Below are 13,145 nucleotides of genomic sequence, written 5' to 3' on the forward strand. Positions count from 1 at the left end.
GCCGTGGACGGACAGCAGGACGCGGAGGACGCGGAGGGCGCGGAGGGCGCTGAGCGCGCGGCGGAAGCGGCAGGCGCCGAGAACGCGGCCGGTACGGCGGGTGCGGCGGGTGCGGCGGGCGCGGCGGGTGCCAAGAACGCGGCCGGTGCGGCCGATGCCGAGGGCGCGGCAGGCGCCGAGAACACGGCGTGTGCCGAGGGCGCCGCCGGTGCGGCGGGCGCCGAGGGCGCGGCCGGTACGGCCGGCGCCGAGGGCGCGGCAGGCGCCGAGAACACGGCGGGTGCCGAGGGCGCCGCCGGTGCGGCGGGCGCCGAGAACGCGGCCGGTACGGCCGGTGCCGAGGGCGCGGCCGGTACGGCCGGCGCCGAGAACGCGGCCGGTGCCGAGGGCGCGGCCGGGCTCCGGGGTGCCCGGGATGGGGCGGCCGGGCACGACCTGGTGGGTGCCTACGTGCTCGACGCGCTGCCGGACGAGGAGCGGCGGGCCTTCGAGGAGCACCTTGCGGGCTGCGCGGAGTGCGCCCGGGAAGCGGCCGCCCTGGGTGCGGTCGCGGCCCGGCTGGGCGAGGCGGTGGCCGGGGAGCCTCCGCCGGGGCTGCGGGAGCGGGTGCTGCGCGAGGTGGCGTACGTACCGCAGGAAGGGCCGGACGGCGGGGCGCCGGCCCGGCGCCCGCTCGACGCCACCGTGGACGGGCCGCCGCCTCCCGGGATCCCGGCGGCGCCGGTGCCGACGGCCGCAACCCCTGCATCCGAGGCGCCCACGCCGGGGGCACCTACGGCCGGACGGCCTGCACCCGAGGCACCGACGATCGCCGCGCCGACGATCGGGGAGGCAGCGGCGGCCGGGGAACCGACTGCTGCGGAACCGGCCTCCGCGGCGCCGACGGCCGGGGAACCGCCTCCCGAGGGCCCGACCGCCGGGGTTCCGACGGCTGCGATGCCCGCCTCCGGGGCCCCCGCGACCGCGGCACCGCCACCAGGGGTGCCGCCCTCCGGGTCGCCGGCTGCCGGGGTGTCCGCGGTCGAAGCGGCCGCGGTCGGGCCGGTGCCGGTGGGCGGGCGGCGGGGGCGGCGGGTGGTGACGCTGGCGCTGGCCGCGGCCGTGGCGGGGGTGGTGGCCGGGGCCGGGGTGGCGGCCTGGCAGCGCCAGGAGGCGCACGACGCGCGGGCGGCCCTCCGGCGGGCCGACCGCCAGGCGGCGGGGATCGCGGACGTGCTCGCGGCCCCGGACGTACAGCTGTGGACGAAGTCGCTGGCGGGCTCCGCCCGGGCCACGGTGGCGGTCTCGCCGACCGAGGACGCGGTGGCCCTCTTCGCGAGCGGGCTGCCCGACCTGCCCGCGGGGAAGGCGTACGAGGTCTGGTTCAGCGACTCCGGGGACTACCGGCCGGCCGGCCTGCTGCCCGGCGCGGGCGACCGCCAGCTGCGGCTGGACGGCCCCTTGGCCCGGGCCACCGCGGTCTGCGTCACGGTGGAGCCGGCGGGCGGGTCCCCCGAGCCGACCAGCCCGGTGGTCGCGTGGATCGGGCTGCCCGCCGCGGCGAGCGACCCGGACGGCACCGACCCCGGTGAGGAGAACGGCGAGGTGAACGGCGACGAGACCGGCGAGGAGACGGGCGAGCCGCCGTACCGGGAGTGAGGCCCCGCCTCCGAGGCGGGTACGGGTGGCCCCGGCGGGTAGACGCGGCGCGAAGCGGTCCGGTCGACACGGAGGGAGACACCCCATGGACGAGGTACCCCAGGGCGGCGCGGGCGGCGTCCCGCTCCACGAGGACAGCGGGGACAGCCGGCGCAGGCGCCCCCATGCCGCGCAGCCGCACGAGCCGCGCCGGCAGGACCGGCCCGCCCGCACGGCCGCGGGCGCGGAAGGCGAGGCGGGCGATGCGCTGACCCCGAACGTCGAGGCCCAGGAGGAGACGTCCGGGACCAAGGGGGACGGGACGAGGAGGCACGGGAAGCGCGCCCACTGACCCCCCGCCGTACGCCCGCCGCGCGCCTGCCGTGCGCCCGCCGCACGCCCGCCGCACGCCCGCCGCACGCCCGCCGCGCGCCTGCCGTGCGCCCGCCGGGCCGCAGCCGCTCAGCCCCCGTCCTGCGGCCCGGCGGCGAAGACCTCGCGGTGGTCCCCGGTGACCCGGGCGCCCATGTTCCGCTCCATCATCCGCAGGGCCGCCTCGGCGAGGTGGGCGTGGATGTGGGCGACGGCGTCGCGGGGCACGACCACGTCCAGGTGCCGGATGTGCGCGTCCAGGGCCGAGTAGAGCACGCACTGCTCGGTGACCTGGCCGGTGAGCACCAGGCGGCCGATGCCCATGGTGCCCAGCAGGTAGGCCAGCGGGGTCTCGTAGAAGACGGAGTGGCGGGCTTTGACGACGAACAGGGAGTCCTCGTCCGGCAGGAAGGGCTCCACGAGTTCGGGGTGCTCCCCCGCCATCGCGATGTCGACGATCTGTCCGTGGTGGGAGCGCCACTGGCCGAAGTTGTCGTTGGCGTAGACCACGGGCACCCCGGCGCTGCGGGCGGCGGCCAGCACCCCGGTCACGCCGGGCAGCGCGGCGCGGACGGACGGGACCAGGAGTTCGGCGTCCTCGTGCCGGTAGGGGTTGAGCATGTCGATGACCACGACGGCGGTGTTGTCCATGGCGCCGAATCTGCTCCCCCGCGCCCCGCACGGCCGGCGGCCTCGCCGTGGCCCTCGCCCCTTCGGAGGAGGGCGACCCCGTACCGGCGCCCCGCCACCCGATGCACCGTCAGTTCACGAAGTGAAGGCCGGGCGGGCGGGAAAGGGCTGACATCGTTGCCATCCCGTTAATACTTCGCTTCTTGACGGGGCCCGAGGGGCCCAGTTGACTGCCCTCTACCTCGGCCGCACCGATACGGCCTGGTCAGAGAGGTTTACTTCGTGAACACAAGCCTGGGTCGCGGCACCGCCGTCCTCGCCGCCGCTTCGCTCGTCCTGCTGCTCGCCGGCTGCGGCGGCGAGGAGCAGCCCGCGGCGCGGAAGACCGACGCGGTGAAGGTCGGGCTGCTCCTGCCCGAGACCGGGACGGCCCGCTACGAGAAGTTCGACAAGCCGCTGTTCGAGAAGGCGGTGGGCCGCTTCACCTTCGGCCGGGGCAAGGTCCTGTACGCGAACGCCGAGCAGGACCCGGCCACCCAGAACTCCCAGGTCGAGGCGATGATCGCCAAGGACGTGGACGTGCTGGTCGTGGACGCGGTGGACTCCAAGGCGATCGCCGGGGCCGTCCGCAAGGCCAAGGACGCGGGCATTCCGGTGGTCGCGTACGACCGGCTCGCCGAGGGCCCGATCGACGCGTACGTCTCGTACGACAACGTGGACGTGGGCATGGTCCAGGGCGAGGCGCTGCTGAAGGCGATGGGCGCCAAGGCCGGCAGCGGCAGGATCGTCATGATGAACGGTTCGGTCACCGACCCGAACGCCAAGCTGTTCAAGTCCGGCGCGCACTCCGTCCTCGACGGCAAGACGGACATCGCCAAGGAGTACGACACGGCCGACTGGAAGCCGGAGGTGGCGCGCTCGAACATGGCGGACGCCCTCGCGGCCCTCGGCCGGGACAAGATAGCGGGCGTCTACGCCGCCAACGACGGCCTGGCGGGCGGCATCATCTCGGCGCTCAAGCGCGCCGGGGTGGCGGACCTGCCGCCGGTCACCGGCCAGGACGCGGAACTCGCCGCGGTCCAGCGGATCGTGGCGGGCGACCAGTACATGAGCGTCTACAAGCGGTACGCCCCCGAGGCCTCGGCGGCCGCGGAGATCGCGGTCGGTCTCGCCCGGGGCGAGGGAGTGGGCCAGCTCATCAACCAGACGGTCAGCAGCCCCACCCACCGCAAGGTCCCGGCGGTCCTGATCCCCGGCATCGCCCTCACCCGGAGCAACGTCCGGGAGACGGTGGTGCTCGACGGGGTCTACACGGTCGAGGAGATCTGCACGCCCGAGTTCAAGGCCGCCTGCGACCGGATCGGCCTGGACGGCAACTAGGCCGTTTCCTTGTCGAGGCACCGCTCGGCGTCGGTGGTGGCCGCGGCTCCCGGTGGGGCGGGAGCCGCGGCCTGTTCAGTTGGCTGTCGGCATGCTCCGCCGGACCTCTAGCACTCTCCGCCCCAGCGGTGGGAGGATCCGCGGTCGGCGGGGTTGGCCACCGGGTACCAGCCTTCGTCGCCGTAGTGCAGGCAGGCGATCTGGGCGCCGCTGTAGTTGTAGCCGTCGTAGATGCGGACGTGGTCGCAACCGCCGCACGGGGTGCCGTTGTTGCGCCAGGAGCGGTCGTCGTTGTCGATGTTCTGCCCGTTGGACAGGTAGTTGTCGGACCAGTTGGCGTCGTTCCCGGACCAGGAGTAGCTCGGCCCGTCGTAGTTGGTGAGGTACCAGGCGCAGAAGTTCCCGGACCCGCACGCGCCGGTGCCGGCGGCCGCGGGGGTCGCGGCCGTCATCCCGAAGCCTGCGGTGGCGGTCAGTGCAACGAACAAGCCCATGATCCTGGATCGCACGGTGCCGTCCTCTCGTGGGTGCTTGGTCTGCCTGTGTGTTTCCGGTGCGTCTCGTGTGCTCTGCTCTCGGTCGTTCCGTTCGCCGCGCCCGGGCACCGGGCGCGGAGCATGGGGGGCCGCTCCTGGTCAGCCTGCGTCCTCGACCAGCTTCCGGGCCCGCGGCAGTGCGGCGGCGGCGAGGAGGTCGCGGGTGCGGACGGCCTCGCGGTGCGTCTGTTCGAGGGCCGTGCGGTGTCCGTTCTCCACGCGCAGGGCCGTGGCCGCCAGGCCGGTGGTGCGGACGCAGGCGGCCTCGGCCACGGCGGCGGCGCGTTCCCGCTGCAACTGGGCCGCCGTGGGCGCCTCGTGGGCGGCTGCAGACTCCTTGAGGCGCAGGTCCTGGAGGTCCTTGGCGGGGCGGCCGCGGGCGGCCATGCAGGCCGACCAGTTCCGTACCGCCGCGGCGTAGGCCGGGTCCGCCCGGGTCTGGGAGCGGTACACGGTCTTGAGGTTCTCCGCCGTGCGGGCGGCCTTGAACCAGCCCGGGTAGTCCCCGTAGAGGCTGCGGCGCGCCTGGGCCAGGCAGCCGGTGGTGTTGGTGGCGATGCGGAAGCCGCTCGGCAGGGTCACGGTGATGCGGCCCTGGCCGGGTGTGCCCGTCAGGGCGCGGGAGTACGCCGCCCGGCGCGGCGCGGCGAGGGCCTGGACGTACACCCGGTTGGGGTCCTTCGCCGCGCGCCGGGTCAGCTCCAGCTCCAGGTCCGTGCCGAACCCGTGGGTGCGGGCGAACGCGGCGTCGTCGATGCCGTACGGGAAGTCGGGGTGGTCGGGCGGCTGCCGGCCGGGCGGGACCACCGTGTACGGGAACCCCTTGTCCTTCATGCAGGAGCGGACGAGCAGGGCCTCGGCGTGTTCCAGCGTGGCCCACTCCCCTGCCGTCGGCGGCGGGGGCAGCGCTCGCGCGGGCGCCGTCATCTCGACCGGGGCGGTGCATCCGAGGCCGCCGACGAGGAACGCGCCTGCCGCGAGTACGGCCAGGAGCCGTGCCGGTGCCGGTGCCGGTGCCGGTGCCGGTGCCGGTGCCGTGCGAACGAGCGGGTCCCCCGCCATGCCGTCTCCCCCCACCCACGGTCGTTGCGCCGAGCATTCATTCACGGAACGGGCCTCTGCGGCGACGGCGGAATCAGCCGCTTTCGAGGGGTCCCGGCGGGAATTGCTCCTCCGGGGCACGGGCGGCGCCGCGGATCCGCCGGCTTCGGCGAAGACCGGCCATTCCTCGTCACGGGTGTCCGCGGCGCTGTCCGTGCGCCCGGTCCGGACCCCCGTTGGACTCCGGTGTGTTCCACCGTCCGGACCGGCGCAGGACGAAGCTAACGCGGCGGTCCGGTATGGCTCGATCCCCGGAAGTGGGGGTTGCACGGGGACGCCCGGCGCGGTACCAGTCCCGGGTGACCCGATCGCAGGCAGCTTCACCCGGCGCGGCCGAGCTGCGCAGAGCGCACGCGGAGATCGAGCGGCTGTGCCGGGAGTCGCCGGATCCGACGGCCTTGTTCAGCCGGTTGAAGCCCCTGGTGACCGCGGTCGTGCCCGCGGACGGGGTGTGCGGGCTGACCCTGGATCCGGCCACGCTGCTGCACACGGGCGGCTTCCACGACGGCGGGGTGCCGCACTCCCATCTGCCGCGGCTCCTGGAGATCGAGTACGGGGAGCAGGACGTCAACCAGTTCCCCCGGCTGGTGGGTTCCGGCCGGTCCGCCGCGGGCCTGTGGCTGGCCACCGGGGACCGCCCGCACTCCAGCAGCCGGTTCCGCGACGTGTACCGGCCCACCGGCATGGGGGACGAGCTGCGCGTGGTGCTGCGCAGCCGGCAGGCGGTGTGGGGGGCGCTGGTGCTGCACCGGGGCGGCGACCGGCCGCCGTTCGGCGAGGCCGAGATCGCGGCGGTGGCCTCGCTGGCCGAGCCCCTCGCGCGGGGGCTGCGGCATGCGTACGTACGGCACGACGCCCTGAGCGCGCGGTCGGCGGAGCTCGCCGCGCCCGGGCTGGTGACGTTCGAGGCCGATGGCGGGATCGGTGCGGTCACGCCGTCCGGGGAGGTGTGGCTGGACCGGCTGGGCGGTGTCCCGCGGGGTCCGGCCCGGTTGCCCCAGCCGGTTCTGCACGCCGTCAGCCGGGCCCGTGCGGCGGGCGACGTCCGGGTGCACCTGCGGGACCGGGGCGGCCGGCGGGTCTCGCTCACCGCGACGTGCATGGACGGCGCGGGGCGGGTGGCCGTGATCATCGAGGCCGGGCGGCCCGAGCACACGATCGGCATGCTGATGGCCGCGTACGACCTCACCGCGCGGGAGCAGGACGTGGCGCAGCTGGTCGTGTACGGGTTGTCGGACGCGGAGATCGCCCGGCAGCTGGGGATCTCCCCGCACACGGTGCGGGACCACCTCAAGAAGGCGTTCGACAAGACGGGGGTCAACAGCAGGGCGCGGCTGGTGCAGCTCCTCTACTTCGGCCACTACCGGCCGGAGATCGCCGGGGGGCGCGCGATGGGCACCCGCGGCTGGTTCCGCGCGGCCCGGTCCGAGCCCGCCGCCGGGAGTGGCCCGCGGTAGGTCCGCGGGGTGGACGGCGGCGGTCCGCGCACCCCCGACAGGGCTTGGTTCAGACCAATTAGGGCGCGTTTCGGCCAAGCCCGCCGCCGCAGGGCGACCCCTGCCCCGTACCGGCCGGAAGCTCGTAGCGAGCGCGGAGTCCGGGTGTCACGCTGCCGGAGGCGGGGGCCTCCACCGGGAGGGGCCATGACCGTCGAGTCGGTGCAGACGGAGAAGTGCCGGGAGGAGTTCGGGCGGCAGCTGCGGTCCTGGCGCCGGCGGGCGGGTCTGACGCAGCAGCAGCTCGGCCTGCGGGTGGGATACCACCACAGTCTGATCAGCCGGCTCGAAGCGGGGCTGCGCGAGCCCCCGGGCGGGCTGGTGGGCCGGCTGGACAGCATGCTGGAGACCGGCGGCGCCCTGGCCGCGGCCGTCGCCGCGCCCCGCGAGGTGCCGTACGGCCGGCAGCCCGCCCCGGCCGGTCCGGGGCTGTTCACCGCGCTGCCCGGCGGCGGGGCGGAGTGGGGGCGGGAGGCGCTGGACCCGGCACTGTGGCCGCACGCGCTGCCCGCCGAGGGTCTCGCGTGCCCGCTGCACGGCACCGTCGGCTGCCCGGTGCCCGACCGCGCCGAGGCCTCGGGCCTGCTGAACGGGCTGGCCGCACCGCTTCCCGGCGCTCCGCCCGCCGGGGAGACGGAGCTGCTGCACGGGCTCACCGCCGTCCTGGCGTGTCTGATCCGCGGCGCCCTGCACCGGGGCACGACGGACGGGGTGGACACGGTGGAGCGGCTGCTGCGCGCGGTGGTGCGCTGGGCCGGGGCGGTCAACTCCGCCGGGCGGCTGCCGTACGGGCAGCTGCGGATCGCGGCGCAGTACGCGCAGGTGGCCGGGCGGCTGCGGATGCAGCGGGGGCAGAGCAGCATCGGCATGGCCTGGTTCGGCCACGGTCTGGGCTGGGCGGACGCGGTGCACGACGCCTCGGCCCGCGCCACCCTGCTCAGCGACATGTGCACGCTGGTGCGGCTCGACCGGGACGCGGCCTCGACCCTCGGGTACGCCGAGGCGATCGGGGCGGTGGACCCGCGGCGGCGCTGGGTGGCCACCCTGTCGCACCTCTACCAGGCGCGTGGGCACGCGCTCGCCCACGACGGGGCGGAGTGCCGCCGGCAGATCACGCTGGCCCGGCGCTCGTTCGCCCGCCTCGGCGACCGGGACCTGCTGGAGGCGCCCTGGATGGCCGGTTCCGAGGGGCACATGAGACTGGAGTCGGCGGTCGGCGGGGCGCTGCGCGATCTGGCGGCGGTGACCGGCGACCGCGCGACCGCCCGGCGGGCGGCCGATGCCACCGCGCGGGCGCGGGCACTGCTGTCCCCGCTGATGCAGGGCACGCACCTGCTGCTGACCCTGAGGCTGGCCGACAGCTGGGCCTGTGCGGGGGATCCGGGGGCGGCGGTGGCCCTGGCGGCTCCCGTGCTGGGCGAGGCGCTGGGTTCGCCCGAGCTGATGATCAGTGCCGAGCTGCGGGGGCTGCACACGCGGCTGTTCACCGACTGGTCCGGCGTTCCCGAAGTCCTGGCGTACCAGGAGCGGTTGAGCGCAGCCGACGTGGGCTGAGCCGCGGCGGCGCGGAGGCCGCACGGCGGGCCGGGGCTCCGCCGCACCAGGCCGGTTCGGCAGGGCCCGGGCTCCGCCGCGCCGGATCGGCTTGCCAGTTTGTGACAGCCCGGGACGAGCGCCCGGAATGCATTGCTCCGGAGGCGTGCCGGTGTGAAGGTTCCGCCAGCCCGGCGGCACGGCGGGCCACCCGAGCGGAACCGCGGAGACACCGCCCCACCGTACGCACCACGGTTGGCCTGTCATGCCCATGACCGCCTTGCCGGGCGAGCTTCACTACCTCTCACAAGGAGCCACGATGCTGAGAAAGATGGTGGTGGCCGGGGTCTCCCTGGCCGTGACCCTCGGCGGGGTGGCGGTGCCGGCCTCCCTCGCCGGGGCGGCCCAGGCCGCCCCGATCCCCGCGAGCAAGCCGGCGCCCACCCCCGCCGCCCGGGCCGTCGCGGCCGCCGACCAGGCCGTGCGCAGCGGCCTGGACGCCCTCGCCAAGGGCCCGGACGAGCAGTACGACCGGCACAGGGTCACCCCCTGGGTCAAGGGCCTGTACTCCGTCGCCTACGAGCGCACCTACAAGGGGCTGCCCGTGGTCGGCGGGGACGCGGTGGTCCTGGCCGACGGCACCGGCAAGGTGCGCGCGGTCCAGTCGGCCACCCGGGCGCGGATCTCGCTCGCCACCGAGCCCCGGATCACGGCCGCCCAGGCCGAGCGGACCGCCCGGGCCCGGCTGGCCGAGGTCGGGAAGGCGACCCCCGCCCGCCTGGTGGTGCACGTGAAGAGCGAGCGCGCCGCCCTCGCCTGGGAGGCCGTGCTGACCGGGCGCACCCGGGCCGGCCTGCCCAGCAGGCTGCACGTCTTCGTCGACGCCCGCACCGGCCGGGTCGTGGACACGTACGACGAGGTGCGCGCCGGGACCGGCCACAGCAAGTGGAACGGCCCCGACCCGCTCACCATCGACACCTCCCGCTCGGGCAGCTCGTACGTCCTGCGCGACACCACCCGGCCCGGCCTGCAGTGCTCGGACTACAACGGCGGGGTGTTCACCAAGTCCACCGACGACTGGGGCAACGGCAACCCCACCAGCAAGGAGACCGGCTGCGTCGACGCGATGTTCGCGGCGCAGAAGGAATGGGACATGCTCAAGAACTGGCTGGGCCGCAACGGGCACAACGGCAACGGCGGGAGCTGGCCGGTCCGCGTGGGCCTGAACGAGCTGAACGCCTACTGGGACGGGTCCACCATCACCATCGGCCACAACAGCGCCAACGAGTGGATCGCCGGCATGGACGTGATCGGCCACGAGTTCGGCCACGGCCTCGACTCCAACACCCCGGGCGGCGCCAACCACGAGAGCGGGCTGGGCGAGGCCACCGGCGACATCATGGGCGCCCTCACCGAGGCGTACAGCAACCAGCCCGCCCCGTACGACGTTCCCGACTACACCGTCGGGGAGATGATCAACCTCCAGGGCCGCGGCCCGATCCGCAACATGTACAACCCCGGCGCGCTCGGCGATCCCGCCTGCTACTCCTCCTCGATCCCCAACACCGAGGAGCACAAGGCCGCGGGCCCGCTGAACCACTGGTTCTACCTCCTGGCCGAGGGCTCCAACCCCGGCGGCGGCAAGCCGTCCAGCTCCACCTGCAACGGCTCCACCGTCACCGGCGTGGGCATCCGGAACGCCGGCAGGATCTTCTACGGCGGCATGCTCCTCAAGGTCAGCGGCATGACGTACAAGCGCTACCGCACCGCCACCCTCACCGCGGCCAAGAACCTGGACCCGGGCTGCGGACTCTTCAACACCACCAAGGCCGCCTGGGACGCGATCAGCATCGGCGCCCAGAGCGGCGACCCCACCTGTACCGGGCAGCAGACCGACTTCTCGCTCGCGCTCAGCCCCGCCACGGGGAGCGTGGAGGCCGGGGCCTCGGTCAGCGCCACCGTCAACACCGCAACCGTCAGCGGCAGCGCCCAGCAGGTCTCCCTGACCGCGTCCGGCGCACCCGCGGGCGTGAGCGTCTCCTTCAGCCCGGCCACGGTGACCTCCGGCGCCAGCTCCACCATGACGGTCTCCACCGCCGCCGGCACGCCCACGGGCACCTACCCGCTCACCGTCACCGGGACCGCGGGCGCCAACAGCCACACCGCGCAGTACACGCTGCGGGTCGGCGGGGGCACCGGCAACCCGTCCACCCCACCGGACATCGACGTGGCCAACGTGCAGGCGCACCTGTCCCAGCTGAACACCATCGCCCAGCAGAACGGCGGCAACCGCCGCTCCACCGGGGCCGGTTACCGGGCCTCCCTCGCCTACGTGAAGGGCAGGCTCCAGGCCGCCGGGTACACCGTCACCGAGCAGACGTGCAGCTCCGGCTGCTCGGCCGGCGCGGGCAACAACCTGATCGCCGAGTGGCCGAAGGGCAACGCGGACAGCGTCTACATGTTCGGCGCCCACCTGGACGGGGTGTCCGCGGGCCCCGGCATCAACGACAACGGCTCCGGGTCCGCCGCGCTCCTGGAGGCGGCCCTCGCCCTGGCGCAGGCCAACCCCGCCATGGACGACCGGGTCCGCTTCGGCTGGTGGACCGACGAGGAACAGGGCCTGAACGGCTCTGCGTTCTACACCCGTTCGCTGTCCGGGACCGAGCGGGCGAAGATCAAGGCGTACTACAACTTCGACATGATCGCCTCGACCAACGCGGGCTACTTCGTCAACAACCTCAACTCGGCGGCAGCCGCCCCGATGAAGGCGTACTGGGACTCGCTGGGTCTCGCCCCGCAGGAGAACGTCGAGGGGCAGGGCCGCTCGGACGACTACTCCTTCCAGCAGGCCGGCATCCCCACCTCGGGGTACGCCACCGGAGCCTCGGCGGTGAAGTCCGCGGCCGAGGCGGCCAAGTGGGGCGGCACCGCGGGCCGGGCCTACGACTCCTGCTACCACTCGGCCTGCGACACCACGTCCAACATCAACGCCACCGCCCTGAACCGGAGCGCCGACGGGATCGCGTACACGATCTGGAAGACCTCGGTGGGCGACGGGCCCGCGCCGGCGAACGACTTCTCCCTCGCCGCCAGCCCCGCGGCCGGCACCGTGGAGCCCGGCTCCTCCGCCACGGTCACCGTGTCCACGGCCACGACCAGCGGCACCGCCCAGACCGTCCGGCTGTCGGCCTCCGGCGCCCCGGCCGGGGTGACCGTGTCCATCAGCCCGTCCTCGGTCACCTCGGGGCAGTCCGCCACCGCCACCGTGCAGGTCGCCGCGGGCACCGCGGCCGGCACGTACACCCTCACCCTCACCGGTGCGGGCGAGGTCAGCCACACCACCACCTACACCCTGACCGTGTCCGGGGGCGGCGGTGAGACCACCTGGCAGCTGGGCGCCACGTACGCCGTCGGTGACGTGGTGACCTACCAGGGCGTCCGCTACCGGTGCATCCAGGCCCACACGGCCTACCCGGGCTGGGAGCCGCCGAACGTGCCCGCCCTGTGGGGGCGCATCTGACGGACCGGCACCACTGCGGCCCCCGCCCGGCGAGGCGGGGGCCGCACGGCCACGCAGGTCAGGAGGCCCGCCAGAGGGCCGGGACGTTCGGCGGCTCCCAGCCGGGCTGGGCCGTGTGGGCCTGGAGGCAGGTGTAGCCGCGGCCGGCGTGGGTGACGCGGTCCCCGGCCCGGTACGAGGCGCCCACCGTCCACGTCGTGCCGGAGGGCGGGGTGCCGGTCGGCGAGCTCGTGGGCGAGGGGCCCGGCCCGGGGTCCTGGGGGAGGTCCAGGACGAAGTCGAAGGCCCCCTCGCGTCCGCCGCCGCCGTCGCGCACCGTCATCAGCAGCCGCGGGTCGAAGATCGTGTCGGTGTTGTTGCGCGGCTCGTTCGGGAAGTACAGCTGCGTGGTGAGCACCGGACGGCCCGGGGCCTGCACCTTCACGTGGACGTGCCGGGTCCGGCCGGGGTAGAGGCCGGGCACGATCGTGGTCAGGGTGAAGGCTCCCCGGGAGTCGGTGAACTGATGGCCCCTCAGCCGGAACCGGGTGTTGTCGTACGCGCCGTTGGCGTCGGCCTGCCAGAAGTCCATCAGCGCGCCGGCGACGGGGAGACAGGCGCGGCCGAAGACGTACCCGGTGACGGTGAGCCGGGTGCCGGGCATGCCGGGCTCCAGCAGGCTGCTGCGCAGCGGGGAGTTGGGCTTGAAGTAGGGGCCCTCGGTCTGCTCGGGGGTCGGGTGGTCCCCGTCGTCGCAGGCCGGGGTGAGGGGAACGGCGCGGCCCTCGGAGGTGAGGGTGCGGGCCAGGGCCGGCCCGCCGATGAGGGTGACGGGCACGGCCGCGGTGGCGGCGAGCGCCGCGCGCAGCACCGTCTTGCGGGCGACGGGGCGGCCCGGTACGGGGCGCTCGGGGCGGGGTTCGTTGTCCATGACTGCTCCTCGGGGGACGTCGACGGCTCCTCGGGGGACGTCGGATCGGC

The 13,145-nt window shown here is 75.0% G+C and carries 10 protein-coding genes; 6 read left to right on the top strand and 4 right to left on the bottom strand.

The features are described from left to right. Nucleotides 1–3: 3 nt before the first annotated feature. Complete coding sequence (locus ACZ407_RS32195) at nt 4–1,638, top strand: anti-sigma factor (RefSeq protein ID WP_468134574.1); 1,635 nt, start codon at nt 4–6, stop codon at nt 1,636–1,638. 85 nt (nt 1,639–1,723) lie between these two features. Beyond that, on the top strand, nt 1,724–1,969 hold the full coding sequence (locus ACZ407_RS32200) for a hypothetical protein (protein WP_468134576.1): 246 nt from the start codon (nt 1,724–1,726) through the stop codon (nt 1,967–1,969). 110 nt (nt 1,970–2,079) lie between these two features. Here the strand turns inward: ACZ407_RS32200 and ACZ407_RS32205 are convergent, their stop codons facing one another. Further along, nucleotides 2,080–2,640: a cysteine hydrolase family protein gene (locus ACZ407_RS32205; protein ID WP_468134578.1), complete on the bottom strand. Its 561-nt coding sequence runs from the start codon at nt 2,638–2,640 to the stop codon at nt 2,080–2,082. Between the two features lie 261 nt (nt 2,641–2,901). On the opposite strand from ACZ407_RS32205, the gene ACZ407_RS32210 reads away from it, so the two are divergent. Next, nucleotides 2,902–3,999: a sugar ABC transporter substrate-binding protein gene (locus ACZ407_RS32210; protein ID WP_468134580.1), complete on the top strand. Its 1,098-nt coding sequence runs from the start codon at nt 2,902–2,904 to the stop codon at nt 3,997–3,999. Nucleotides 4,000–4,106: 107 nt separating this feature from the next. Here ACZ407_RS32210 and ACZ407_RS32215 read toward each other — a convergent pair whose 3' ends face one another. After that, on the bottom strand, nt 4,107–4,487 hold the full coding sequence (locus tag ACZ407_RS32215; protein WP_468134582.1) for a peptidase inhibitor family I36 protein: 381 nt from the start codon (nt 4,485–4,487) through the stop codon (nt 4,107–4,109). A 147-nt stretch (nt 4,488–4,634) separates the two neighbouring features. Continuing rightward, a complete protein-coding gene (locus ACZ407_RS32220; protein ID WP_468134583.1) occupies nt 4,635–5,597 on the bottom strand; it encodes a hypothetical protein in 963 nt (320 codons plus the stop codon). Between the two features lie 338 nt (nt 5,598–5,935). Between ACZ407_RS32220 and ACZ407_RS32225 the strand changes: the two genes are divergently transcribed. The 3 genes from ACZ407_RS32225 to ACZ407_RS32235 all read left to right on the top strand — a co-directional run bounded on the left by ACZ407_RS32225 (nt 5,936) and on the right by ACZ407_RS32235 (nt 12,185). Continuing rightward, the gene (locus ACZ407_RS32225; protein ID WP_468134585.1) at nt 5,936–7,093 is read left to right on the top strand and encodes a helix-turn-helix transcriptional regulator; all 1,158 of its coding nucleotides are present in this window, start codon (nt 5,936–5,938) and stop codon (nt 7,091–7,093) included. Nucleotides 7,094–7,279: 186 nt separating this feature from the next. Further along, entirely contained in the window at nt 7,280–8,686 is a 1,407-nt protein-coding gene (locus ACZ407_RS32230; protein ID WP_468134587.1) for a helix-turn-helix domain-containing protein, read from the top strand. Between the two features lie 298 nt (nt 8,687–8,984). Then, on the top strand, nt 8,985–12,185 hold the full coding sequence (locus tag ACZ407_RS32235) for a M20/M25/M40 family metallo-hydrolase (protein ID WP_468134589.1): 3,201 nt from the start codon (nt 8,985–8,987) through the stop codon (nt 12,183–12,185). A gap of 58 nt (nt 12,186–12,243) precedes the next feature. On the opposite strand, the gene ACZ407_RS32240 is transcribed toward ACZ407_RS32235, so the two are convergent. Further along, nucleotides 12,244–13,095 (bottom strand): dioxygenase family protein, encoded by an 852-nt coding sequence (locus tag ACZ407_RS32240; RefSeq protein ID WP_468134591.1) that lies wholly within the window; start codon nt 13,093–13,095, stop codon nt 12,244–12,246. Between the last annotated feature and the right edge of the window lie 50 nt (nt 13,096–13,145).

The sequence above is a fragment of the Streptomyces sp. NPDC030809 genome, from assembly GCF_055572195.1.